Consider the following 25,037-nt stretch of genomic DNA (forward strand, 5'->3'; position numbering starts at 1 on the left):
ATGAAACCCCTGCACCTGCTCCTATCCGTCGTGGCGGTGGCCTGCCTGGCCGCCGTGCCGCTGGGCGTGACCAACACGTATTACCTGCACCTGATTGAAACCATCATGATCTACTCGATCCTGCTGTTCGGGCTCGATATCGTGGTGGGCTATACCGGCCAAGTGTCGCTGGGCCACGCCGGCCTGTTCGGCATCGGCTCTTACGTGGCCGGCGTGCTGGTGTTCCATCTGCAGGTCCCCATCTGGCTGACGCTGCCCGCCGCCATCATCATCGCGGCCGCCTTCGGCGCGGTGCTGGCGCTGCCGGCGCTGCGCGTCACAGGCCCCTACCTCGCCATGGTGACGCTGGCGTTCGGCACCATCATCCAGATCCTGATCAACGAGATGACCTTCCTGACCGAAGGACCGCTCGGCATCAAGATCTCCAAGCCGTCGATCGCCGGACACGTGCTGACCAAGGCCGAGTATTTCTGGCTGGTCGCCGCGCTGCTGGTGATCTCGCTGATCGTCGTGCATCGCATCCTGAAGTCGCATCTGGGCCGGTCGTTCGAGGCCCTGCGCGACAGCCCGATCGCATCGGACTGCATGGGCGTGTCGGTGTATCGGCACAAGGTGATCGCTTTCGTCATCAGCGCCGGGTTCGCCGGCCTGGCGGGCGCGCTGTATTCGTACTCGGAACAATACATCTCGCCCAACACCTACAACTTCGAACTCACCATCCTGTTCCTGCTGGCCATCATCATGGGCGGCCGCAAGAGCCGCACCGGCGCGCTGCTGGGCGCCTCCATCATCGTGCTGCTGCCCAAGATGCTGGACGACATCGGCACCTTCCGGCTGATCGCGCTTGCCGTCGCGATCCTGGTGACGGTCGGCAGCGTCGTGGCGATTTCCAAGGGACGGACGGAGCCGCGCAAGGTTGCGGTGCCGGTCATCGGCACGATTGTGCTGGCGGTCTTTTCGTACTGGCTGGAAGCGGTCACCGACTGGCGCCTGACGATTTTCGGCGCCATGATCCTGTTCGTCGTGTACTACCTGCCGGACGGCATCGTGGGCTTTGTCCGCAACCTGTTCTTCTCCACCCGCCGCGCGGCGCTGTCGGTCAAGAAGGACCTGGTGAAGGAGCAGGATGCGGTGCCCGACGCGGTTGCAGGCAAGGGCGAAACCCTGCTGGCGGCCAAGAGCGTGCTGATGCAGTTCGGCGGGCTGAAGGCGCTGAATCAGGTTGACCTGACCGTCAAGCGCGGCACGATCCACGGGCTGATCGGGCCCAATGGTTCGGGCAAGAGCACGATGATGAACGTGCTGACGGGCATCTACGTACCGACGGCGGGCGCCGTGGAGTTCTCGGGCAAGTCGCTGGTCGGACTGGCTCCGGCGGACATCGCGGAAGCGGGCATCGCCCGCACTTTCCAGAACGTGCAGCTCTTTGGCGAAATGACCGCGCTGGAGAACGTGCTGGTGGGCCTGCATCACACCTTTACCACCGGACTGGCCGGCATCGCGCTGCGCACGCCCAAATGGAAGGACGAAGAACAGGGTGCGCGGGCCCGCGCGATGGCGCTGCTGGAATTCGTGGGCCTGGAGTCGCTGGCCAGCGAGGAGGCCCGCAACCTGCCCTACGGCAAGCAGCGCCTGCTGGAGATCGCCCGCGCCCTGGCGCTGGATCCGCAGCTGCTGCTGCTGGACGAGCCCGCGGCCGGCCTGACTGCGCCCGATATCGTCGAACTGCTGGCCATCATCCGCAAGGTGCGCGATCACGGCATCACGCTGATCCTGATCGAGCACCACATGGATGTGGTGATGGGAGTCTGCGACACCGTGTCGGTGCTGGACTTCGGCCAGAAGATCGCCGAGGGTCTGCCCAACGAAGTGCAAAGCAACGCCAAGGTCATCGAGGCGTATCTGGGCGGCGCGCCCGCCTGACGCCAAGGACAACAAGATGCTAACGATCAAGAATCTGGAAGCGGGTTACGGCAAGGTGAAGGTGCTGCACGGCATCAGCATGGAGGTGCCGAAGGCCACGGTGGTGACGCTGATCGGCTCGAACGGCGCCGGCAAGACCACGACGATGCGGGCGCTGTCGGGCATGATCCGTCCGACCGCGGGCGAGGTCACGCTGGGCGGCAAGCGAATCGACGGGATGGAGTCTCATCGCATCGCGCGGCTGGGGCTGGCGCATTCACCGGAAGGCCGGCGGGTGTTTCCCACGCTGTCGGTGACCGACAATCTGCTGCTGGGCGCGTTCCCGCGCCTGACCGGCAGCCGCCCCAAGGGCGATGTGCAGGCGGACCTGGGACGGGCGATGGACCTGTTCCCGCGCCTGAAGGAACGGCGCGATCAGCTCGCGGGCACGCTATCGGGCGGCGAACAGCAGATGCTGGCAATGGCGCGCGCGGTGATGCTGAATCCCGAACTGGTGCTGCTGGACGAGCCGTCGATGGGGCTGGCGCCGATTCTCGTTGAAGAGGTGTTCCGGATCATTGCGCGGCTGAAGGAAGAGGGCGTCACGATGCTGCTGGTGGAGCAGTTCGCGGCGGCGGCGTTGAATGTGGCCGACTATGGGTATGTGCTGGAGAACGGGCGGATTTCTGTGCACGGGAGTGCGGAGAAGTTGAAGCATGATCCGGCTGTGGTGGCGGCTTATCTGGGCGGGTCGCATTAAGGGGTAAGCCGGCCGAAGCGGGATTGGAGCTGGCGTTGTTTAGGCTGGCGTCGGGTCGGTTTCTTTAGGCGCCCGCCGTCGCGGGGGCCTGGGCGCGCGGGGCTACGATTGCGGTCCGGAGCCTTCGCTCCGGACTGGCCTCGGCGGCCCCCCGTACTCAACCTCGTCCGCCTTCGGCTCCCTTCGGTTTCCGCCGGGCGCATCTACACGCCCCGCACACCCAGGCCCCCGCGACGACGAGCTCTTTCAGCTTCAGCTCTACGGGCGGCGGGGTGAACTGAGCTCTGAAGGTCCTTGCCGACTGTTGAAGAGGAGAGAAACATCTTGCGGGGCCCGCTCCCAGCCGGCCGCCCGGGCGGCCTCTGGGAGCTTGCGCTGCGTCTTGCGTCGGGGGGATGACGCTACGCGTATGGCTGCTACTTGCGTGGGGCCTCGGGGGGCTGGATTGGCTTTGGAGAATATTGCGCTGCTTCAGGTGTCTGACACCAGGGTGAGATGACCTCCAGACTGAGATCACGTACCAAGGGTGTCAGACACCGTCCGCCACAGTTCGACCAGCGAGTCCGCCGATCAGACAATCGTCAGCGTCACATCAATATTGCCGCGCGTCGCGTTCGAGTACGGGCAGACGATGTGGGCTGCGGCGACCAGCTTTTCGGCTTGTGCGCGATCCAGGCCCGGCAGCGAGATCTTCAGTTCGACTTCAATGCCGAAGCCGGTCGGAATCGCGCCGATGCCGACGGTGCCGTTCACCGACACGTCTGCCGGGATCGCGATCTTGTCGCGGTTGGCGACGAATTTCATGGCGCCCAGGAAGCACGCGGAATAGCCCACTGCGAACAGTTGCTCGGGGTTGGTTCCTGCGGCGCCGGCGCCACCCAGTTCGCGCGGGGTGGTCAGTTTGACGTCCAGGTTGCCGTCGTCGCTGACGCCTCGGCCTTCACGGCCTCCGGTTGCGGTGGCGCTGGCGCGGTAGAGGACTTTTTCGATAGACATGGTGTATTTCCTTTTGGATGAAAAGTTGGACTGCCTTGCCTGGCGGGACCCTTTCCCGCCTTGGCCTTCAACGAAGCACTGCTGACTTGCATTACCACTTACATAGCGCGCCATCATATAGTGCGCTATTTATTAGACCGGACGATGACAGGCAGCGTCCGGTCACTTCAAAGACTTTCGACCAGCTTCTCCCGCAGCGCATGCAGCGTCTTCATCATGCCCTGCGCCTCGTCCAGCGAGCATTGCGCTGCGGCTGCGATCGCATGAGGCACGGCTTCGGCCTTTTCCCGCAGGTCGCGGCCCTGCCGGGTCAGCCCGACGATTACCTGGCGTTCGTCGTCGACGGCGCGCGTGCGGGTCACCAGGCCGGCGGCTTCCAGGCGCTTGAGCAGCGGCGTCAGCGTCGCGGAGTCCAGGAACAGACGGGCGCCGATATCCGTCACCGTAATCTCGTCGCCTTCCCACAGCACCAGCATCACCAGGTACTGCGGATAGGTCAGGTCCAGCCCGCGCAGCAACTTGCGATAGACCTTGTTCATCGCCAGGGAGGTCGAGTACAAGGCGAAGCAGAGCTGGCTGTCCAGCAGCAGCGGGTTGAATACGCCTTTGGTCTTGGTTCTGGATTTCATGGCGCAATATTAAATAGCGCGCTATTTATCGTCAAGCCTTTTTTTGCGTTTCGGCTGGCCGCTCAGGCGGCCTGTTCGCCTTCCACGGCGCCGCGGTCCGAGCCGTAGTGCTTCAGGCCGTCCAGATCCAGCACGCGGACCGCTCCGTACTCGACCTTCAGCAGCCCGGCCTCCTCGAGCTTGCGCAGGGCCTGGTTGGCGCGCTGGCGGGATACGCGGGCCAGATAGCCGACTTCTTCCTGCGTAATGGTCAGGCGCATGCCCATGCCGGGATACAGCAAAGGGTTGAAGAGCTCGGCCAGACAGCGGGCCACGCGCGCATCGGGGTCCAGCAGACGGTCATACTCCGCCTTGCCGATGAACTGCGCCACGCGCTCATTCAATTGGTGCAGCAGATAGCGGTTGAACGGAATACTGGTATCCAGCAACCAATCGAACGTGGCGCCCGGCAGCCGCGCCACCACCGAATCGCGCAGCGCGACGATGTCGTACTTGCGAATTTCGCGCTTGAGCAGCGAGCCTTCGCCTATCCATCCGCCCGCCGGCACGCCGGTCAGCGACGCCACCTTCCCTTCGGAGTTGCCGACCGAAACCTTGACCAGCCCGGCCAGCACTCCGATCCAAGCCTGTGCGAGTTCACCTTTGCGCTCTATGATCGACCCGGCAACCACCTGCTGCACGGAGAGGTCTCGCTCGACGCGCGATTGCTGTTCGGCGTTGAGCACGCGAAACCAGGCCGCGGCGAGTTGCAGGGAGTCGGATAGCTGCATCGGGAATACCCTAAAAGGTCCTTGAATGTCGCGATGGTGACAGTTGGTAGCAACCCAACCTTATACCTTAACTCCTGCCGTAAATCTAAAACCAACTGGTCAAGCACCTCATCGCCATTGCCGCTTTCCGCGGCCTCCTGGCGCGATGCGCCCAAACCGGAGGAGACAACGTGGCACATTCATCGCCCGCATCTGCACAGATGCCGGCGGCGCCGGACACCTTTCCGGCGCTGCTGCTCGCGCATGCCAACGTTCGCGGGTCGCGGCCCGCGATACGAGAGAAAGATCTGGGGATCTGGCAAACCCTTACGTGGTCCGACGTCGTGGAGCACGTGCGTCACGTCGCGCATGGCCTGGCTTCGCTTGGCATTCAGCCGGGCATGCACGTCGCGGTCATCGGCGAGAACCGTCCCCGCCTGTACATGGCCATGATGGCCGCGCAGTCGCTGGGCGCGATCCCCGTGCCGCTCTACCAGGACGCCGTGGCGCAGGAGATGGTCTACGTGCTGCAGGACGCCGAAATCAGCGTCGCGGTGGTCGAGGACCAGGAACAGGTCGACAAGATGCTCGAGATTCGCGCGCAATGCCCCGCGCTCAAGCATGTCGTGTTCGACGATCCGCGCGGTCTGCGCCACTACTCCGACGCGATGCTGCTGTCGTATGAGCAGCTCGAAGAGCGTGGCCGCGAGTACGCCGCCAAGCATCCTGACTTCTTTGACCGCGCCGTGGCCGCCGTACAGCCGCATGACGCCGCCGCCATGTTCTATACGTCGGGCACGACGGGCAAGCCCAAGGGCGTGGTGCTGACGCACCATGCGCTGATCGACCGCGCGCGCGCCGTCTCCGACATGGAAAAGCTGACCGACCACGAAGACGTGCTGGCCTACCTGCCGCCCGCCTGGATCGGCCAGAACATGTTTTCGTACACGCAACTGCTGGTCACCGGCTTCACGGTGAACCACCCCGAATCGCCCGACACCGTGTCGATCGACATGCGGGACATTGGCCCCACTTATTACTTTGCGCCGCCGCGCGTGCTGGAAGGTCTGCTGACGCACGTGATGATCCGCATGGAAGACGCGGGCTACATCAAGCGCAAGCTGTTTGGCGCGTGCATGAAGCTCGCGCGCCGGGTTGGCACCCGGATCCTGGACGGCGAATCCGTGAACGCCTGGGACCGCCTGCGCTATGCGCTGGGCAATGTGCTGATCTACGGCCCCCTGCGCAACGCGCTGGGCATGAGCCGCGTGCGCGTGGCCTACACGGCGGGCGAGGCCATCGGCCCCGACCTGTTCGTCTTCTACCGTTCCATCGGCATCAACCTGAAGCAGCTGTACGGTTCCACCGAGACCTCCGTCTTTGTGTGCGTGCAGCCGGACGGCCAGGTGCGCGACGACACCGTCGGCCCGCCCGTGCCGGGCGTCGAGATCCGCGTGGCCGACAACGGCGAAATCCTGGTGAAGAGCCCGGGCCTCTTCAAGGAGTACTACCGCAACCCGGACGCCACGGCCGAGGCGCGCAGCGCCGACGGCTGGTTCCATACGGGCGACGCGGGTTACCTCGACACCGACGGCCAGCTCAAGATCATCGACCGCGCCAAGGACGTCGGCAAGCTTGCCAACGGCAGCCTGTTCGCGCCCAAGTACATCGAAAACAAGCTCAAGTTCTTCCAGCACATCAAGGAAGCCGTGGCGTTCGGCGCCGGCCGCGACGATGTGTGCGCCTTCATCAACATCGACCTGGAAGCCGTGGGCAACTGGGCCGAACGTCGTGGCCTGCCCTATGCGGGCTACACCGACCTGGCGGGCAAGGACGAGGTCTATCAGCTCATCGCCGAATGCGTGGAACAGGTCAATGCAGACCTGGCCACCGATCCCAAGCTGTCGGCGTCGCAGATCAGCCGCTTCCTCATCCTGCACAAGGAACTGGACCCCGACGACGACGAACTGACTCGCACGCGCAAGGTGCGCCGCGCCTTCATCGCGCAGAAGTATGGCGTGCTGATCGACGCGCTCTTTAGCGGCAAGCAGTCGCAGTTCATTGAGACCGAAGTGAAATTCGAGGACGGGCGCACCGGCAAGATCGCGGCGGACCTGAAGATCCGCCCGGTCAAGACGTTTCCCGCCATAACCGCCCGAGCCGCGTAGAGAACATGAGCAACATTGACCGCGACCAGCGCATCGGCGATGTCATGCTGGACATGCAGAACATCTCCCTGTCATTCGGCGGCGTCAAAGCGCTGACGGATATCTCCTTCAACGTGCGCGAACACGAGATACGCGCCATCATCGGTCCCAACGGCGCCGGAAAGAGCTCCATGCTCAACGTCATCAATGGGGTGTATACGCCGCAACAGGGCGGCATCCAGTTCCGCGGCGAGCGCTTCTCGAAGATGAACCCGCGGCGCGCCGCCGAAATGGGCATCGCGCGCACATTCCAGAACCTGGCGCTGTTCAAGGGCATGAGCGTCCTGGACAACATCATGACCGGCCGCAACCTGCGCATGAAGAGCGGCCTGCTGGCGCAGGCGTTCCGCCTGGGGCCCGCCGAGCGCGAGGAAATCCAGCACCGCGAGTTCGTCGAGAACATCGTGGACTTCCTGGAAATCCAGGCCTACCGCAAGACGCCCGTCGGCCGCCTGCCCTATGGCCTGCAAAAACGCGTCGACTTGGGCCGCGCGCTGGCGATGGAACCGCGCCTGCTGCTGCTGGACGAACCCATGGCGGGCATGAACATCGAAGAGAAGCAGGACATGAGCCGCTTCATCCTGGATGTGAACGACGAGTTCGGCACGACCATCGTGCTGATCGAGCACGACATGGGCGTGGTCATGGACATCTCCGACCGTGTGGTGGTGCTGGACTACGGCAAGAAGATCGGCGACGGCAAGCCGGACGAGGTCCGTGCCAACGAAGACGTCATACGCGCCTATCTCGGCGTGTCGCACTAAGGCGGAAAGACATGGGATTTTTTCTAGAGACCTTATTCGGCGGCCTGATGAGCGGCATGCTGTACGCGCTGATCGGCCTGGGCTTCGTGCTGATCTTCAAGGCGTCGGGCGTCTTCAACTTCGCGCAGGGCGCGATGGTGCTGGTGGCGGCCCTGGCCATGGCCCGCTTTTCCGAATGGCTGCCGCGCTGGCTGGGCTTCGACAACATGATCCTGGCCAACGTGCTGGCGTTCATCGTCAGCGCCATCGTGATGTTCTTGCTGGCCGTGGCGATCGAGCGCTTCGTGCTGCGCCACCTGGTCAACCAGGAAGCCACGACCTTGCTGATGGCCACCCTGGGCATCAGCTACTTCCTGGACGGCCTGGGCCAGATCACGTTCGGCAGCTCGGTGTATTCCATCAATGTGGGCATGCCGAAGGATCCGCTGTTGATCCTGGATTCCGTCTTCGAGGGCGGGCTGCTCATCAATCTTGAAGACCTGACCGCCGCCGTCATCGCGGCGCTGCTGGTGGCGGCGCTGGCCCTCTTCTTCCAATACACCTCGACCGGCCGCGCGCTGCGCGCGGTGGCTGACGACCACCAGGCCGCGCAGTCTATCGGCATACCGCTGAACCGGATCTGGGTGATCGTGTGGAGCGTGGCGGGGCTGGTGGCGCTGGTGGCCGGGATCATCTGGGGGTCCAAGTTCGGCGTGCAGTTCACGCTGTCCACCGCGGCGCTGCGCGCGCTGCCGGTTGTGATCCTGGGCGGGCTGACGTCGGTTCCGGGCGCCATCCTGGGCGGCCTGATCATCGGCGTGGGGGAAAAGCTCTCCGAGGTCTATCTGGGGTCGCTTGTGGGAGGCGGCATCGAAATCTGGTTCGCCTATGTGCTGGCGCTGGTGTTCCTGCTGTTCCGTCCGCAAGGGCTGTTCGGCGAGAAGATCATCGACCGCGTCTGAGCCTGTGGCCCACCAAGGATAAAAAAATGTTCTATCGCGAAAACGGCCAATTCAAGACCAGCTATCGCGCTGACCAGCAGATCTTCCCGATCCGCCAGGATCGCGTCTTCATCTGGCTGCTGCTGGCGGTGGCGTTCATCGCCGTCCCGGCGCTCGCCAGCGACTACCTGCTGCGCGCCATCCTGATCCCGTTCCTGATCCTGTCGCTGGCTGCCGTGGGCCTGAATATCCTGGTCGGCTATTGCGGCCAGATCTCGCTGGGCACCGGCGCCTTCATGGCGGTGGGCGCCTATGCGGCCTGGAACTTCGGCGTGCGCTTTCCCGGCATGCCGCTGGTCGTCCAGATTCTGCTGGGCGGCTGCTTCGCCACCATCGTGGGCGTGATCTTCGGCATACCCAGCCTGCGCATCCGCGGCCTGTACCTGGCGGTGGCCACGCTGGCCGCGCAGTTCTTCGTAGACTGGGCGTTCCTGCGCATCCCCTTCTTCACCAACTATTCGTCGTCCGGCAGCGTGTCGGTGCCGCCGCTGACCGCATTCGGCCTGCCGGTGCAGAACGCCATGGAGAAGTACCTGTTCGTGCTGATCCTGGTTGTGGTCTTCAGCCTGCTGGCCAAGAATCTGGTGCGCGGCGCCATCGGCCGCCAATGGATGGCGATCCGCGACATGGACGTGGCGGCGTCGGTCATCGGCATCCGCCCCATGTACGCCAAGCTCACTGCGTTCGCGGTCAGCTCATTCATCGTCGGCGTCGCCGGCGCACTGTGGGGCTACATCCACCTGGGCTCGTGGGAACCGCTGGCGTTCGACCTGGGACGTTCATTCCAGCTGCTGTTCATGGTGATCATCGGCGGGCTGGGTTCAATCATCGGCAGCTTCTTCGGCGCGGCCTTCATCGTGCTGGTTCCGGTGGCGCTGTCCAACGTTCCGCACATGCTGGGCCTGCCGCTGTCGGTCGACACCGCGGCCCACATTGAACACATGGTGTTCGGCGCGCTGATCGTGTTCTTCCTGATCGCCGAGCCGCACGGCCTGGCAAGACTGTGGAGCATCGGCAAGGAGAAGCTGAGGATCTGGCCTTTCCCCCACTGATCGTATTTCGTTTTGATTTCCGCGGGTCCAGCGCGGCACAAGCGCACTGGCCCCCCGCCCCGAATACCCGGCTCAAGACCGGGCCAATCCCGGTGTCCCAGGGTTAACCGACCCAAGCACCACGCAGGAGGTAAATGGAGATGAAGCGTCTTAACCTGAAGTTGGCGGCAGCCCTGATGGCCGCAGCCGGCGCCGCCGGCGCCGTGGCCACGCCGGCAATGGCGGCCGAAGAGCAGTTCGTTCCGTTGCTGGTGTATCGCACGGGTTCGTTCGCGCCGCTGGGCATTCCCTGGGCCGACGGCAAGCTGGACTACCTGAAGCTCGTCAACGAACGCGATGGCGGCGTTAACGGCGTCAAGATCACGTACGAAGAGTGCGAAACGGCGTACGCCACCGACCGCGGCGTGGAGTGCTATGAGCGCCTGAAGGGCAAGGGCACCGGCGCGTCCGGCTTCGACACCCAATCCACCGGCATCACGTTTGCGGTGAGCGACAAGGCCATGGTCGACAAGGTGCCGGTCGAGACGATGGGCTACGGCCTGTCGCAGTCGGTCGACGGCAGCGTGTTCGAATGGAACTTCCCGCTGCTGGGCACGTACTGGACCGCCGCCGACGTGATGATCCAGGACATCGCCAAGAAGGAAGGCGGGATGGACAAGCTCAAGGGCAAGAAGATCGCCCTGGTCTATCACGACTCGCCCTACGGCAAGGAACCGATCCCGCTGCTGCAGAAGCGCGCGGCCAAGGAAGGCTTCGAGCTGGTGCTGTACCCCGTGACGGCCCCTGGCGTGGAACAGAAATCCACCTGGCTGCAGATCCGCCAGGCCCGCCCGAACTACGTGCTGCTGTGGAGCGCAGGCATCATGACGCCCACCGCCATCCGCGAAGCGCAGGCCAGCGGCTATCCGCGCGACAAGATGTACGCCATCTGGTGGGCCGGCTCCGAGGGCGACGTCAAGGACCTGGGCGATGTCGCCAAGGGCTACAACGCCATCACCGTCCACAACAGCGGCGCCGACACCGACAAGGTCTATGACGATCTGAAGAAGTACGTCTACGACAAGGGCCAGGGTTCGGACAAGACCGGCAAGACCACGCTGGGCACCATCGCCCACACCCGCGGCATGATGATCTCGATGCTGCAGGTAGAAGCCATCCGCGCCGCTCAGGAAAAGTTCGGCAAGGGCAAGGCGCTGACGCCGGAACAGGTGCGCTGGGGCTTCGAGAACCTGGACCTGACCCAGGAAAAGCTCGACAAGCTGGGCTTTGGCCAGATCATGCGGCCGGTCAAGACCTCGTGCAGCAATCACAAGGGCGATGACTGGGCCCGCATCGTGCAGTGGGACGGCGCCAAGTTCAAGGTCGTTTCCGACTGGTACCAGGCCGACAAGGCGATCCTGGACCCCATGGTCAAGGAATCGGCGGCCAAGTACGCCAAGGAAAAGAACATCACGCCCCGCAAGTGCGAGAACTGATGTGAACCGGCGGCCGGCCCCGCGCGGGGCCGGCCGCCACCAAGCGCAGGATTAGCCATGACCGCTGCAACGAATTCCGAAGTATCCACGGGCGCCCCCAATGTGCTGCTCGATGTGAACGGCATCGAAGTGATCTACAACCACGTCATCCTGGTGCTCAAGGGCGTTTCCCTGCAGGTGCCGGAAGGCAGGATCGTGGCATTGCTGGGCGCCAACGGCGCCGGCAAGACCACCACGTTGCGCGCGATCTCCAATCTGCTCAAGGGCGAACGTGGCGACGTCACGAAGGGCCACATCCAGTATCGCGGCCAGCGCATCGAGAGGCTGTCGCCGGCCGAGCTGGTCAAGCGCGGCGTCGTGCAGGTGATGGAGGGCCGGCACTGCTTTGCCCACCTCACCATCGAGGAAAACCTGCTGACGGGCGCCTACACCCGCAGCATGAGCCGCGGCGACACCACGGCCGCGCTGGAAAGGGTCTACCAGTATTTCCCCCGGCTCAAACAACGCCGGGGCAGCCAGTCCGGATACACCTCGGGCGGCGAACAGCAGATGACGGCGATCGGCCGCGCGCTGATGGCCAATCCGAACATGATCCTGCTGGACGAACCGTCCATGGGCCTGGCCCCGCAGATCGTCGAGGAGATCTTCGAGATCGTGCGCGACCTGAACCAGCGCGAACGCGTGAGCTTCCTGCTGGCCGAACAGAACACCAACATCGCGCTGCGCTACGCCGACTATGGCTACATCCTTGAAAACGGCCGAGTGATGATGGACGGCGCCGCGTCCGATCTGGCGCAGAACGAGGACGTCAAAGAGTTCTACCTGGGCATCTCCAGCGGCGAGCGCAAGAGTTTCCGGGACAACAAGTTCTATCGCCGCCGCAAACGCTGGCTGGCCTGATTCCAGAACCGGGCAAGCCAGGCTTGCCCCATGCCGCCGGCAACGGCACCGCAATACGGCACACGAGAAGGTGCGATCCCATGTCCGAGTTTTTCGATGTACTCGAAACCCGCGCCCCCGAGCAGCGCGAGCGCGAATTGATGGCGGCCCTGCCGGAAGCGATTGCACGGGCCATTGCCCGGGCGCCCGCCATCGCCGAACAATTGCGCGGCATTGATCCCGCCACGGTCACGTCGCGTGAGGCCCTTGCCCGCCTGCCCGTGCTGCGCAAGCACGAACTGCTGGAACGCCAGCAGCTCAGCCGCGACGACGCGGCCGCGCCGGCGGGCCCTGGCAAATCCTTTGGCGGCTTTTCCGCCATCGGCTGGGGCGAGGCCATGCGCGTATTCGCGTCGCCAGGCCCGATCTACGAACCCGAAAGCGCCCGCGCGGACTACTGGCGCTTTGCCCGCGCACTGTACGCGGCGGGCTTTCGCGCCGGCGAGCTGGCTTACAACTGCTTTTCCTATCACTTCACACCGGCCGGCTCGATGATGGAGACCGCCGCGCATGCCGTGGGCTGCACTGTTTTTCCCGGCGGCACGGGGCAGACCGAGCAGCAGGTGCGCGCAATTCAGGACCTGGCGCCCAGCGGCTATACCGGCACGCCAAGCTTCCTGAAGATCATTCTTGAGAAGGCCGACGAACTGGGCGTCAAGCTGGATTCGCTGCGCCGCGCGCTGGTGTCGGGCGAAGCCTTTCCGCCGTCCCTGCGCGATTGGCTGGCGGCGCGCGGCATCGAAGGCTATCAGGCCTACGGCAGCGCCGACCTGGGCATGATCGCGTTCGAAACCTCCGCCCGCGAGGGGCTGGTGCTGGGCGAGGACATCATCGTCGAGATCGTCCGCCCCGGCACCGGCGAGCCCGTTCCCGCGGGCGAAGTCGGCGAAGTCGTCGTGACCACGCTGAATCCCGATTACCCGCTGGTGCGCTTCGGCACCGGCGACCTGTCCGCGGTGCTGCCCGGCATCTCGCCTTGCGGCCGCACCAACACGCGCATCAAGGGCTGGATGGGCCGTGCGGACCAGACCACTAAGGTGCGCGGCATGTTCGTCCATCCGTCGCAGGTGGCCGACGTGACGCGCCGGCATCCGGAAATCCTGCGGGCGCGCCTGGTTATCAGCGGCAGCACCGGATCGGACCGCATGGTGCTAAAGGTGGAATCGCGGCTGCGCGGCGAGGACCTGGCCAAGCGGATCGCAGATTCCGTGCGCGACGTGACCAAACTGCGCGCCGATGTCGAATGGGTGGACGCCGGCGGCCTGCCGAACGACGGCAAGGTCATCGACGACATCCGGACCTACGAGTAATCCACGCGCCGGAATCGGCGCGGTCCGGCGGGCGTCAGGCGCGCTTCCCGCGTTCGATGATTGCGTGGATGGCCATCCCCGCGATCATGGCGCCCGCGAACACCAGGGCCTGCCCGATGCCTGCCGCCGCCGCGACCAGGGCGGGGCCCGGGCAGAATCCCGCCAGCCCCCAACCCACGCCGAACGCCAGGCTGCCGCCGGCCAGCCGCAGGTCCACCCGAGTGGCTTGCGGCCAGTGCATGGGCTCGCCCGACAGACTCAGGCGGCGCCTGCGCAAAACTGCAAAACCCGCGCTGGCCGCCAGGACCGCGCCGCCCATCACGAACGCCAGCGTTGGATTCCAGAGGCCTGCCAGATCCAGGAAGCCCAGCACGCGGGCGGGATCGGCCAAGCCCGACACGATCAACCCCAGCCCGAAGATCAGGCCTGCCGCGAATGCGTAGATGCCGGCCATGTCAGCCTCCCCACACGTGACGCAGCAGATAGACCGTGGCAAAGCCCGCCGCCATGAAGATCGCGGTGGCCGCGAACGACCGGCGTGATCCGCGGGACAGGCCGCAAACGCCATGGCCGCTGGTGCACCCCGACGCGTAGCGGGTGCCGATGCCGACCAGCAGGCCCGCCACGATCAGCCGCGGCGTGCTTGCCTCGACGGTGATGGCGGGAAGCTCGGAAAAGACGCGGTACAACCAGGGCGCTGCAAATAGCCCCAGCAGAAAAGCGAGGCGCCAGCCCGAACCGCGTTCCGGCGCGAGCAGCCCGCCCAAAATGCCGCTGATCCCGGCGATGCGTCCTGCGCCCAGCATCAGCACCACCGTGCCGGCGCCGATCAGCAGGCCGCCGACTACGCCGGCCAGCGGAGTAAAGGCGGACCAGTCCACGTTCACTTGAGTGACTCCAGCGCCCGTCCGCAGTACAAACTCGATAGCGTTTTCATCACCTGGCTGACCTCGAAGCTGGCCATCTGGTAGTAGACGTACTTGCCGTCGCGCCGCGTGGCGACCAGTCCCTCGTCGCGCAGCACGCCCAGTTGCTGGGACAGCGTCGGCTGGCGTATGCCGGTCAGTGATTCAAGCTCGCCCACGTTGCGTTCATTCTGGACCAGCTGGCACAGCAGCAGCAAGCGGTCTTCGTTGGCCAGCGCCTTCAGCAGCGCGCAGGCCTGGGAAGCGGATTCGCGCAGGGCCGAGACTTCGCAGTCGGTAAGTTGGGTGTCCATGGGGTGGTGTCGGTCGATTGGGGGATGGCGCAGTCATTATATTTTTATATAAACTATACGCAAATATTATTTAATTACGTATATTGACAGGATCGAGCCGCGAAGCGCGGCCCCATGCGAGCTCCCATGAATCCGCAAATCCAGGCCTTTTTCGACCCCGTCACCGCCACCATCACCTACGTCGTGCACGAAGCCGGACGGGGCGGCGCCTGCGCCATCATTGATTCGGTGCTGGATTACGACCCCAAGTCCGGCCGCAGCAGCACGGCCAGCGCAGACAAGGTGGCTGACTACGTGCGTGAACACGAGCTCAAAACCGTTTGGCTGCTGGAAACCCACGCCCACGCGGACCACCTGTCGGCTGCGCCCTATCTGCAGCGTCTGCTGGGCGGGGTCATCGCCATCGGGCAGAGCATCCGCGCCGTGCAAGGCGTCTTCAAGAAAATTCTGAACCTGGAGCCGGAATTCCAGCTGGACGGATCGCAGTTCGGCCATCTTTTCGCCGATGGCGAAACCTTCCGCATCGGGGCGCTCACCGCCACCGCCATCCACGTGCCCGGGCACACGCCCGCCGACATGGCTTACCTGATCGGCGATGCGGCGTTCGTCGGCGACACGTTGTTCATGCCGGACGTGGGCACCGCGCGCTGCGACTTCCCGGGCGGCGACGCCCACCTGTTGTATCGCTCGATCCGGCGCCTCCTGAGCCTGCCGGACAGCACGCGGCTGTTCATGTGCCATGACTATCCGCCCGCCGGCCGCGACGCGACCTGGCAGACCACCGTCGCGGAACAGCGCCGCGCCAACATCCACGTGCGCGACGGCGTGAGCGAGGACGAATTCGTCGCCATGCGCACGCGCCGGGACGCCACGCTATCCATGCCCACACTGATCCTGCCCGCGATCCAGGTGAACATCCGGGCCGGCCATTTCCCGCCCGCCGAGGACAACGGCGTGCGCTATCTCAAGATTCCCGTCGACGCACTGTGAATCGCAGGCGCGCGGCACTTGCGCGCCACGGCCATATCCCGCAAGATCGCCCGATCGAAATCACACCCGATCCGACGCATCCCCATGTTCGCCGAAGCCGAAGCCGACCCAATCCTTTCCAAAGACGAATTCAAGCCGCTGGAAGAACGGCTGCGGGCCGCCCTGCTTAACGCGCAATACGAGCGCCTTCGAAAGGCGGATAAATCGCTGCTGATTGTCGTGGCCGGCATCGACGGCGCCGGCAAGGGCGCCACCGTCAACCTGCTCAACGAATGGATGGATCCGCGCCATATCCGGACGCTGGCGTATGGTCCGCGCGAAGGCGAAGAACTGGACCGCCCGCCGCTCTGGCGCTACTGGAGAGACCTGCCGCCCAAAGGCAGCACCGGCATCGTCTTCGGCTCCTGGTACGCGCCGCTGATCATCGAAGCCTCGCGCAAGAAGCCGAATGCCGAAAAAATTGAGGCGCAGGCCGCCGCGATCATGCGCTTTGAAGCCATGCTGGCAGCTGAAGGCGTCCAGATCATCAAACTCTGGTTCCACCTGTCCGCCAAGGCCCAGAAAACCCGCGCGCAGCACCTGCTGGCCAGCCCGGAGACCGCCTGGCAGGTCAGCCCCGTCGACCTCAAGGTCAACAAGCGGTTCGACCGCATCCGCGCGGGCGGGCACGTTGTGCTGAACCACACGGACTGCGGCCATGCGCCCTGGGTGGTGATACCCAGCGCCGACGAGAACATGCGCGCCGCGCGCACGGCCGAAGCGGTGCTGGCCGCAATGCGCCAGCGGGGCATTCCCCGCATTCCGCCCGCGTTCGTGGCGCACTCCGGATCCACGCGCATCGTCGACCGCCTGGGCCAGCTGGACTACGAGGCCAAGGTGGACAAGCAGGACTACGAGTCCGAACTTGGCCTGCTGCAGGGGCGGCTGGCCCGCGCTGCCCGGTCCGACAAGTTCCAGCAGCGTTCGCTGGTGCTGGTGTTCGAAGGCCAGGACGCCGCCGGAAAAGGCGGCGCCATCCGCCGCGTCACGCACGCGCTGGACGCCAGGCAATTCGACATCACCCCCATTGCCGCGCCCAGCAGCGAGGAATTGGCCCGGCCTTATCTGTGGCGCTTCTGGCGCCGTATTCCCCGCCACGGGCGCATCGCGATCTTCGACCGCTCCTGGTACGGCCGGGTGCTGGTCGAACGCGTCGAAAAACTGATCGCCCCCGCCAAATGGCGCCGGTCGTACGCCGAGATCAACGACTTCGAAGAGCAGCTCGTCGCAAGCGGGGCGCTGGTGCTGAAGTTCTGGCTGGCCATCACCCCCGACGAGCAGCTGGAACGGTTCCGCGAACGCGAAAAATCTCCCTTCAAGAATTTCAAGATCACCCCCGACGATTGGCGCAACCGCGACAAGTGGCGCGAATATGCCGCCGCCACCAACGAACTGCTGACCCGCACCGACGTCCCGCACGCGCCGTGGCATCTGGTGTCCGCCAACGACAAGCGTTACGCTCGGCTGCAAGTGCTGAGACACATCGTCGAAGCCATGGAAGATCAACTCTGAACACCGCCAGGAGGCCTTGCGCCATGAGCACCGCTGAAATCCGTCCCATCGTCGCCGCCGACTTCGACGCATGGCTGCCGCTGTGGAAGGGCTATCAGGACTTCTACCGCGTCGACATCGACGACGCCGTGACGCGCAATACGTGGGCGCGGTTCCTCGACCCGGCCGAACCCATGCATGCTGCGCTGGCCTACGAAAGCGGACGCGCGATCGGCCTGGTGCACTGGATCTTCCACCGGTCCACCTGGACGGCCGGAGACTACTGCTACCTGCAGGACCTCTACGTGGACCTGGAAGTGCGCGGCACCGGCGCGGGGCGCAAGCTGATAGAACATGTGTATGCCGAAGCCGCCGCCGCCAACTGCGCGCGCGTGTACTGGCTGACGCACGAAACCAACGCCACCGCCATGCAGCTCTACGACCGCATCGCCGACCGGTCCGGCTTCATCCAGTATCGCAAGGTGATGGCTTGAGCGCACGCGACCCCAACTGCCCGCTGTGCCAGGAAGACGGCGGCGCCGTGCTGTGGCGCGGCCCGCACCTGCGCATCATCGAGGTCGACGACGCGGACTATCCCGGCTTTACCCGCGTGATCTGGAACGGACATCTGGCGGAAATGACCAGTCTGTCCACCCATGGGCGCGACCTGCTGATGCGGGCGGTATACGTCGTGGAGGAAACGCAGCAGGCGATCCTGTCGCCGGACAAGGTCAACCTGGCATCGCTGGGCAACATGGTGCCGCATCTGCATTGGCATGTGATCCCGCGCTGGCGCGGCGACCGGCATTTTCCCGATCCGATCTGGGCGGCGCCGCGCATCGCGCCGGGCGCGGAACCCGAGGAATGGCACGCCAGGCAGGCGCGGGTACGCTCATTGCTGCCCCGCTACCGCGACCGGCTGGTCGAGGCGATGAACGCGCTGCTATGGCATTGAGGCCACAGCCTCACGCAAGATCGGCCTGATTGCGGGCGGGCCCGCGCAGTTCGCCCAGCCAGCGAGAATAGGCGTCCTCCACCAGACCCGCAGCGCGTTCCGCAGAAAACAGGCCCTGGCCGCAGATCCACTCGCGGCCGGCAGCGCCCATGCGCTTGCGCAGTTCCGGATCGGCCAGCAGCCTTTCCAGCGCGGCCGCCAGCGCCGCGGGATCCCGCGGCGGCACGAGCAGTCCCGTCACATCGGCCTGCATCGTCTCGGGCACGCCGCCCACGTTCGTGCCGACTACCGGCAGCCCCATGGCTGCCGCTTCGATGAAAGCCGTGCCCAGGGCTTCCCGGTGCGTAGGCAGCGCAAACACGTCCAACGCGTTCAGCACGTCGCCGATGTCCTGGCGCCGGCCCATGAAATGCACGCGCGATTCCAGGCCCAGTTCGGCCACCTGCTTCCGAAGGAGCGCATACACCGGCATGCCCTCTCCCACCAGCACCAGGTGGGCCTGAGGAAATGTCGTCGAAATGCGATGGAATGCGTCGATCAGATCGCCATGTCCCTTTTCAGCCCGCATGACGGCCACGCACCCCACGACCAGCGCATCGGAAGACAGGCCCAGTTCCTGGCGGACACTCGCCTGTTCATTGACCTGAGGCAACACCACGGGGGAATGGATGGTGGCGACCGATTGGGGCCGCGCGCCGCGATCCATCAATTGCCGATAGACGTAATGGCTGACGGCGATAACGCGATGCGGCAGCCAGGTGTAGGCGTAGAGGGAGTTGATCGGCTTGGCCAGATGGCGTGTGCGCACGATGAGCGGCGCCCCCCCCAGACGCGCCGCGATCGCCCCGCGCACGGTGTCGCAGCGGCTGTGCGTATTGACCACGTCGAAGCGCCCGCGCCGCACCAGGCGGCGCACAAAGGCCACGCACCGGAAGAAATTGAGCGCGCCGTACATTTTCACGGTATGGACGGTAAAGCCGGCCTCCCGCAAGCGCGTCGCCAGTTCCGCTTTCGGCTGGCACACCGCCTCAAGGTAATGGCCACGCTCGCGCATGGCTATCATCTCTTTGTAAACGCAGAACTCCTGACCGCCATACGCCATAGCGGCTTCCGTATGAAGGATGCGCAAGCGCCCCCTTGTCCCGGCGGCGCTGGCTTGCGGTTCAACAGGGTTCGGCATGGTCAGGGGAAGGGACTTGGAAGTTGGCCGCGCCGAGTTCAAGAAAGGCCAAGCAGGTCGGTTGAAATTTATATTACATATAGGCGCACTGCCGCCTGGAATGTAAACGAAAGATAGGGGCAGTACAAGGCTGGCCCAGAGTGCAGCAAGCGCGTTATATGGGAGTTGCCGCAGCTTTCCCGATGATTGCGCTCAGTTGGACGAAGTACGCCCGAACATACATATCGTTCAGGTAAAATTCAGCTTTGCATATCCGCCACAGCTATGTTGCCAATGAAGGACACTTCCGCCACTTCCGCGCCCCAGCACCCGCCCCGTTCGGCCTCCTTCCTAAACGCGTTCCTGCAGTCCGAAGCCCTGGGCGGCTACGTGCTCATGCTGGCCGCCGCCGCCGCCCTTGTGGTTGCGAACAGCCCCGCCGCGCCGGTGTACTTCGATGTCCTGGGCGCCAAGCTCGGCTTCCAGGCCGGTCCTGTCCTGCTCAAGGAAACGGTGCTCCATTGGATCAATGACGGCCTGATGGCCGTGTTCTTCCTGCTGGTGGGCCTGGAAATCAAACGCGAGGTGCTGGACGGCCAGCTCCGCGGAGCGGCCCGCATTGTGCTGCCGGGCATTGCGGCGCTTGGCGGCATGGCCGTGCCGGCGGTCATCTACGTGCTGGTCAATCTGGGCAGCCCCGATACTTTGCGCGGGTGGGCCATTCCCGCCGCCACGGACATCGCCTTCGCCCTGGGCATTCTGGCGCTGCTCGGCAGCCGCGTGCCGACGTCTCTGAAGATATTCCTGACGGCGCTGGCCATCCTGGACGACCTTGGCGCCATCGTCATCATCGCGCTCTTCTACACCTCGGACCTCAACCTGTTTGCGCTAGGCATGGCCGGCGCGCTGCTGGCTTGCCTGTTCTGCCTGAACCGCGCCGGCGTATTGCGCCTGGCGCCCTATCTGCTGCTCGGCGTCGTGCTCTGGTATTTCGTGCTGAAGTCCGGCGTGCATGCAACGCTGGCCGGCGTGGCGCTGGCGCTCGTGATTCCGCTGCGCCCGCAGAACCAGGGAGGCGCCCACGCCCATTCGCCCCTGCATGCGCTGGAACACGCGCTGCACAAGCCAGTGGCCCTGCTGATCGTTCCCATTTTCGGCTTCGCGAACGCGGGCGTCTCGTTCGCCGGGATGGGTCTGGCGAGCCTGGCGCAGCCTGTTCCGATGGGCGTGGCGCTGGGGCTGTTCCTGGGCAAGCAATTGGGCGTGTTCGGCTTCGCCTGGCTCGCCATCAAGGCGGGCATCGCCAGCCTGCCGCGCCACGCCACCTACACGCAGTTGTACGGCGTTGCGCTGCTCTGCGGGATCGGCTTCACGATGAGCCTTTTCATCGGCGCGCTGGCCTTTACCGATGCCGCCGCCATCGACGCGACGAAGATCGGCGTGCTGACCGGGTCGCTCGCGTCCGCGGTGGTCGGATTCGCGTTGCTGCGCGCGGCCGGCCCAGCCCCCGAGAAATCGGACCAGACCTAACTGGCGGCAGCGCGGGCTGCAGTAGACTGGACGGCGCCTTTTCGTGAGGAGCCGCCATGAAATCGTCCAGCATCACCGTACAACGCATCTATGAAGGCACAGGCCCGCAGGGCCGCTACCTGGCCCTGGTGGACCGCATGTGGCCGCGCGGCCTGCGGCGCGCGGACCTGGGGCTGGACGAATGGGCCCGCGACATCGCCCCCACGCCGGAGCTGTGCAAATGGTTCAGCCATGTCGATGAGCGCTGGCCGGAGTTCCGCGCCAGATACCTGGCCGAGCTGGCCGCACCCGAGCAGCAGGCGCGCATGGCCGCCCTGCTGGACGCGGCCGGCGAACGCTCCCTGACCCTGCTGTACGGGGCGCGCAATACCGAACACAACCAGGCCATCGTGCTGCGCGACGCTTTGCTCGACTACGCCCGCCGGCACCGCAAGCACGCAGCCTGAGCCTTTGCTGCCGCCGGCTGCCCTGACGCAACCCCGCCGGCTTGATACCCTTGGAATCCGCAGGCGCGCCCACAATGGCGCGCCGCATGGCCATGCCTTAAAGGATTCCACCCATGTCTTTCAGTTCCGACGCCTGGAACCGCAATGCCGCGCTCTACGAAAAGACGCGCGACATGCCATTCAATCAGCAGTTGGCCAGCGGCCAGCTCGACGAGGACGCATTCAAGCATTACATGATCCAGGACGCGCACTACCTGGTGGCGTTTGGCCGCGCGCTGGCCATTGCTGCCGCCAAGGCGGACGACGCCGACGGTGTGGTGCAGTTCGCGGAGGCCGCCAAAGGCGCCGTCGTCGCCGAACGCACCCTGCACGCCGGCTTCATGCAGCAGTTCGGCATCGACGCCGCCACCTTCGAGGCCACGCCGCTGACGCCCGCGAGCCACCACTACACCAGCTTCCTGGTCGCCACCGCCTGGAGCGCGCCTTATCCGGTCGCGCTGGCAGCCCTGCTGCCCTGCTTCTGGATCTACGCCGAGATCGGCCGCGACATCCACGCGCGGGCCACGCGGCCCAACCCCTACGGGGCATGGATCGACACCTATGCCGGCGACGAATTCCACGCACTGGTGCGCGCCGTGATCGCCTCGGTGGACCGCGCGGCGGAAACCGCATCGGCGCAAACGGTCGAGGCGATGCACCAGGCCTACACGCACGCGGCCCAGCTTGAATGGATGTTCTGGGATTCGGCCCACCGTCAGGCCGGCTGGCCGGTCTGAGGCCGCCGGTCGGCCGCGCGCCTATGCCAAAATCGCGCCCATGCCCATCGACAACCGCCTGACCCCCAACGCCCTTGCCGCCCAGACGGCTCAACTTCCCGCCGCCTGGCAGGCCGCCTTCGCGCCCGCCGCCGTCGCGGCAGCGCTCGCCGGGGCGACGGCGCATGTGGAAAAGCGCCTGGCCGAGGGCGCTGTCATCTATCCCGCCACGCCCTTCCGGGCGCTGCACGGCCTGGCGCCGTCGGACGTCCGGGTCGTGATCCTGGGACAGGACCCCTACCACGGGCCAGGCCAGGCCCAGGGCCTGGCGTTTTCAGTCCCGGACGACTGCAAGCGGCCGCCCAGCCTGCGCAATATCTTCAACGAAATCGCCCAAGAGTTTCCCGGCACGCCCGTGCCGGCTGGCAACGACCTGGGCAGTTGGGCCGGGCAAGGCGTCCTGCTGCTGAACACGGCGCTGACGGTGGAAGACGGCCAGCCGGCCTCTCACGCCAAACGCGGCTGGGAAACAGTGACGGATGCGCTGATCTCGCTGGTCGCGCGCGACCCCGTGCCCAAGGTCTTCATGCTCTGGGGCGCCCATGCGCAAGCCAAGCGCCTGTTGCTTCCGAACGACAGCGGCCACCTGGTGTTGATGTCCAACCATCCTTCCCCGCTTTCGGCCCGACGGCCGCCGGTGCCGTTCCTGGGCTGCGGACACTTCCTGGCCGCCAACACGTGGCTGAAGAACCAAGGGAAAAACCCTATTGATTGGGGACTGGACAAAAAAACAATTCCCTTGCAAGGCGAATTCGGGTTATGATCGCCGCACTGCACAAAACGAGTTCGGCATTTACCGCCTTGATTTAGCGGAATTTTTTGCAGTCCGCCGGGAAGTCCAACCCCGGCCCCATGCCGAACTATCATCGATTCCTGACCCCTTTCCTTTCGCCCTGCGTTCCAGTCTGCATAGAGAACGCGCCACGCGCATGGTTGATCCGGTCGGCACGATGCTCCATCAACCGTCGCCTGGATCCGGCCGCCTAATCCCCTGGCCCGACCAAGCACTGCGTCGCATTGATTGCGGCAAGGGAAAGTAATGTCTTTCGAAAACCTGGGCCTCGCGCCCGCTCTGTTGTCGGCCGTTCAAGAAGCCGGCTTCACCGCCCCCACCGCCGTCCAAGCCGCCGCCATTCCGCAGGCGCTGGCCGGCCACGACCTGATGGTGTCCTCGCAGACCGGCAGCGGCAAGACCGCCGCCTTCATGCTGCCCGCCCTGCATCGCATCGCCCAGATGCCCGCCAACAAGGGCGTCGGCGTGCAAGTGCTGGTGCTGACCCCGACGCGCGAACTGGCCCTGCAAGTCACCGACGCCACCGCCACCTACGGCCGCAAGCTGGCCGACCTGCGCACCGCCACCGTCGTGGGCGGCATGCCCTACGGCGCGCAGTTGAAGGCGCTGTCGCGCCGCGTGGACGTGCTGGTCGCCACCCCCGGCCGCCTGATCGACCACCTGCAATCGGGCCGCGTCAAGCTGAACACCGTGCACACGCTGGTGCTGGACGAAGCCGACCGCATGCTGGACATGGGCTTCATCGAAGACATCGAAACCATCGTCGAACGCCTGCCGGAAGGCCGCCAGACGCTGCTGTTCTCGGCCACGCTGGACGGCACCGTCGCCAAGCTGGCGGCGCGCATGATGCGTGAACCCCAGCGCATCGAAATCGCCGGCGCCAAGGAAAAGCATTCCAACATCACGCAAAGCCTGCTGTACGCGGACGATGCCAGCCACAAGATGCAATTGCTGGATCACGTGCTGCGCGACGCCTCGCTGGACCAGGCCATCGTCTTCACGTCGACCAAGCGCGGCGCGGACGACCTGGCCGACCGCCTGGCCGATCAGGGCTTTGCCGCCGCCGCCCTGCACGGCGACATGAACCAGCGCCAGCGCACCCGCACGCTGTCGCAACTGCAGCGCGGCCAGCTGCGCATCCTGGTGGCCACCGACGTGGCTGCCCGCGGTATCGACGTGCAAGGCATCAGCCACGCCGTGAACTTCGACCTGCCGATGCAGGCCGAAGACTACGTGCACCGTATCGGCCGTACCGGCCGCGCCGGCCGCAACGGCCTGGCGTTCACGCTGGCCACGCATTCCGAGCGCCACAAGGTCCGCCGCATCGAACACTACATCGGCCAGTCGATCACGCCTGAAGTGATTGCCGGCCTGGAGCCCAAGCGCACCCCGCGTCCGGCGACCGGCGGCGGCAAGCCCTTTGGCAAGCCTTTCGGCAAGCGTCCCGGCGGTTTTGGCGGTTCGCGCCATGAAGGCGGCTACCAGGGCCACCGCGACGGCGGCTCGCGCGAAGGCCGTTCTTTCGGCGGCCCGCGTGGCGAATTCAAGCCGCGTGAAGGCGGTTACCAAGGCAATCGCGACGGCGCTTCGCGCGAGGGCGGCTACCAAGGCAACCGCCCGTTCGGCGACCGCCCCCAGCGTTCCTTCGGCGACCGTCCCAGCTTCGGCGATCGCCCCAACGCGAAGGCGGCTACCAGGGCAATCGTCCCTTCGGCGACCGTCCCCAGCGTGAAGGCGGCTTCCGCGGCGGCGACCGTGATTCCCGTCCCAGCTTCGGCGACCGCCCCAGCTATGGCGACCGCCCCCAGCGCGACGCCCGCCCGTTCAGCGAGCGCGG

General features: G+C 65.3%; 25 protein-coding genes. 18 read left to right on the forward strand and 7 right to left on the reverse strand.

The window, feature by feature from the left end; translation table 11 throughout:
* Both KYC_RS05580 and KYC_RS05585 read left to right on the forward strand, forming a co-directional pair.
* The gene (locus tag KYC_RS05580) at positions 1-1,923 is read left to right on the forward strand and encodes a branched-chain amino acid ABC transporter ATP-binding protein/permease (protein WP_008159758.1); all 1,923 of its coding nucleotides are present in this window, start codon (positions 1-3) and stop codon (positions 1,921-1,923) included.
* Positions 1,924-1,939: 16 nt separating this feature from the next.
* Positions 1,940-2,662 carry an ABC transporter ATP-binding protein gene (locus KYC_RS05585; RefSeq protein WP_008159760.1) on the forward strand — a complete coding sequence of 241 codons (723 nt, stop codon included), beginning with the start codon at positions 1,940-1,942 and terminating at the stop codon, positions 2,660-2,662.
* 570 nt (positions 2,663-3,232) lie between these two features.
* Here the strand turns inward: KYC_RS05585 and KYC_RS05590 are convergent.
* From KYC_RS05590 to KYC_RS05600, 3 genes are all read right to left on the reverse strand, one after another.
* Positions 3,233-3,658: an organic hydroperoxide resistance protein gene (locus tag KYC_RS05590; protein ID WP_008159762.1), complete on the reverse strand. Its 426-nt coding sequence runs from the start codon at positions 3,656-3,658 to the stop codon at positions 3,233-3,235.
* A gap of 167 nt (positions 3,659-3,825) precedes the next feature.
* On the reverse strand, positions 3,826-4,287 hold the full coding sequence (locus tag KYC_RS05595) for a MarR family winged helix-turn-helix transcriptional regulator (RefSeq protein ID WP_008159764.1): 462 nt from the start codon (positions 4,285-4,287) through the stop codon (positions 3,826-3,828).
* Between the two features lie 62 nt (positions 4,288-4,349).
* On the reverse strand, positions 4,350-5,057 hold the full coding sequence (locus KYC_RS05600; protein WP_008159766.1) for a Crp/Fnr family transcriptional regulator: 708 nt from the start codon (positions 5,055-5,057) through the stop codon (positions 4,350-4,352).
* A 170-nt stretch (positions 5,058-5,227) separates the two neighbouring features.
* Here KYC_RS05600 and KYC_RS05605 point away from each other — a divergent pair, with 170 nt between their 5' ends.
* The 7 genes from KYC_RS05605 (at position 5,228) to KYC_RS05635 (ending at position 13,763) form a co-directional block, all read left to right on the forward strand.
* On the forward strand, positions 5,228-7,204 hold the full coding sequence (locus KYC_RS05605; RefSeq protein ID WP_043517652.1) for an AMP-dependent synthetase/ligase: 1,977 nt from the start codon (positions 5,228-5,230) through the stop codon (positions 7,202-7,204).
* Between the two features lie 5 nt (positions 7,205-7,209).
* Entirely contained in the window at positions 7,210-8,007 is a 798-nt protein-coding gene (locus KYC_RS05610; protein ID WP_008159770.1) for an ABC transporter ATP-binding protein, read from the forward strand.
* An 11-nt stretch (positions 8,008-8,018) separates the two neighbouring features.
* Positions 8,019-8,948: a branched-chain amino acid ABC transporter permease gene (locus KYC_RS05615; RefSeq protein WP_008159772.1), complete on the forward strand. Its 930-nt coding sequence runs from the start codon at positions 8,019-8,021 to the stop codon at positions 8,946-8,948.
* A 26-nt stretch (positions 8,949-8,974) separates the two neighbouring features.
* Entirely contained in the window at positions 8,975-10,039 is a 1,065-nt protein-coding gene (locus KYC_RS05620; RefSeq protein ID WP_008159774.1) for a branched-chain amino acid ABC transporter permease, read from the forward strand.
* Positions 10,040-10,173: 134 nt separating this feature from the next.
* Complete coding sequence (locus KYC_RS05625; RefSeq protein WP_081477992.1) at positions 10,174-11,514, forward strand: ABC transporter substrate-binding protein; 1,341 nt, start codon at positions 10,174-10,176, stop codon at positions 11,512-11,514.
* A 57-nt stretch (positions 11,515-11,571) separates the two neighbouring features.
* Positions 11,572-12,414 carry an ABC transporter ATP-binding protein gene (locus KYC_RS05630; protein ID WP_008159778.1) on the forward strand — a complete coding sequence of 281 codons (843 nt, stop codon included), beginning with the start codon at positions 11,572-11,574 and terminating at the stop codon, positions 12,412-12,414.
* A gap of 80 nt (positions 12,415-12,494) precedes the next feature.
* Positions 12,495-13,763, forward strand: coding sequence for a phenylacetate--CoA ligase family protein (locus KYC_RS05635; protein WP_008159780.1), 1,269 nt, complete (start codon positions 12,495-12,497; stop codon positions 13,761-13,763).
* A 34-nt stretch (positions 13,764-13,797) separates the two neighbouring features.
* Here the strand turns inward: KYC_RS05635 and KYC_RS05640 are convergent, their stop codons facing one another.
* From KYC_RS05640 to KYC_RS05650, 3 genes are read right to left on the reverse strand one after another with little or no spacing between them, the layout of a single operon-like run.
* On the reverse strand, positions 13,798-14,217 hold the full coding sequence (locus tag KYC_RS05640; protein WP_008159782.1) for a DUF6691 family protein: 420 nt from the start codon (positions 14,215-14,217) through the stop codon (positions 13,798-13,800).
* Position 14,218: 1 nt separating this feature from the next.
* On the reverse strand, positions 14,219-14,650 hold the full coding sequence (locus KYC_RS05645; RefSeq protein ID WP_008159785.1) for a YeeE/YedE family protein: 432 nt from the start codon (positions 14,648-14,650) through the stop codon (positions 14,219-14,221).
* Positions 14,647-14,982 (reverse strand): ArsR/SmtB family transcription factor, encoded by a 336-nt coding sequence (locus KYC_RS05650; RefSeq protein WP_008159788.1) that lies wholly within the window; start codon positions 14,980-14,982, stop codon positions 14,647-14,649. Before KYC_RS05650 ends, KYC_RS05645 begins: the two co-directional genes overlap by 4 nt.
* Positions 14,983-15,108: 126 nt before the next feature.
* Here KYC_RS05650 and KYC_RS05655 point away from each other — a divergent pair, with 126 nt between their 5' ends.
* From KYC_RS05655 to KYC_RS05670, 4 genes are all read left to right on the forward strand, one after another.
* Positions 15,109-15,972 (forward strand): MBL fold metallo-hydrolase, encoded by an 864-nt coding sequence (locus KYC_RS05655; protein ID WP_008159790.1) that lies wholly within the window; start codon positions 15,109-15,111, stop codon positions 15,970-15,972.
* A gap of 84 nt (positions 15,973-16,056) precedes the next feature.
* The gene (gene pap / locus KYC_RS05660; protein ID WP_008159792.1) at positions 16,057-17,523 is read left to right on the forward strand and encodes a polyphosphate:AMP phosphotransferase; all 1,467 of its coding nucleotides are present in this window, start codon (positions 16,057-16,059) and stop codon (positions 17,521-17,523) included.
* 23 nt (positions 17,524-17,546) lie between these two features.
* Entirely contained in the window at positions 17,547-17,996 is a 450-nt protein-coding gene (locus KYC_RS05665) for a GNAT family N-acetyltransferase (RefSeq protein WP_008159793.1), read from the forward strand.
* Positions 17,993-18,457: an HIT family protein gene (locus KYC_RS05670; protein ID WP_008159795.1), complete on the forward strand. Its 465-nt coding sequence runs from the start codon at positions 17,993-17,995 to the stop codon at positions 18,455-18,457. Before KYC_RS05665 ends, KYC_RS05670 begins: the two co-directional genes overlap by 4 nt.
* A gap of 10 nt (positions 18,458-18,467) precedes the next feature.
* Here the strand turns inward: KYC_RS05670 and KYC_RS05675 are convergent, their stop codons facing one another.
* On the reverse strand, positions 18,468-19,637 hold the full coding sequence (locus KYC_RS05675; protein WP_100148261.1) for a glycosyltransferase: 1,170 nt from the start codon (positions 19,635-19,637) through the stop codon (positions 18,468-18,470).
* A 273-nt stretch (positions 19,638-19,910) separates the two neighbouring features.
* Here KYC_RS05675 and nhaA point away from each other — a divergent pair, with 273 nt between their 5' ends.
* The 5 genes from nhaA to KYC_RS05700 all read left to right on the forward strand — a co-directional run.
* On the forward strand, positions 19,911-21,146 hold the full coding sequence (gene nhaA / locus KYC_RS05680) for a Na+/H+ antiporter NhaA (protein ID WP_008159799.1): 1,236 nt from the start codon (positions 19,911-19,913) through the stop codon (positions 21,144-21,146).
* A gap of 56 nt (positions 21,147-21,202) precedes the next feature.
* Positions 21,203-21,592 carry a DUF488 domain-containing protein gene (locus KYC_RS05685; protein WP_008159801.1) on the forward strand — a complete coding sequence of 130 codons (390 nt, stop codon included), beginning with the start codon at positions 21,203-21,205 and terminating at the stop codon, positions 21,590-21,592.
* 113 nt (positions 21,593-21,705) lie between these two features.
* Complete coding sequence (tenA, locus tag KYC_RS05690; RefSeq protein WP_008159803.1) at positions 21,706-22,368, forward strand: thiaminase II; 663 nt, start codon at positions 21,706-21,708, stop codon at positions 22,366-22,368.
* Positions 22,369-22,408: 40 nt separating this feature from the next.
* Positions 22,409-23,170 carry a uracil-DNA glycosylase gene (locus KYC_RS05695; RefSeq protein WP_008159805.1) on the forward strand — a complete coding sequence of 254 codons (762 nt, stop codon included), beginning with the start codon at positions 22,409-22,411 and terminating at the stop codon, positions 23,168-23,170.
* Between the two features lie 276 nt (positions 23,171-23,446).
* Positions 23,447-25,037: DEAD/DEAH box helicase (locus KYC_RS05700; RefSeq protein ID WP_008159806.1), on the forward strand; the 1,591-nt coding region annotated here is incomplete at its 3' end.

Source organism: Achromobacter arsenitoxydans SY8, from assembly GCF_000236785.1.
Classification (GTDB): Bacteria; Pseudomonadota; Gammaproteobacteria; order Burkholderiales; family Burkholderiaceae_B; genus Achromobacter; species Achromobacter arsenitoxydans.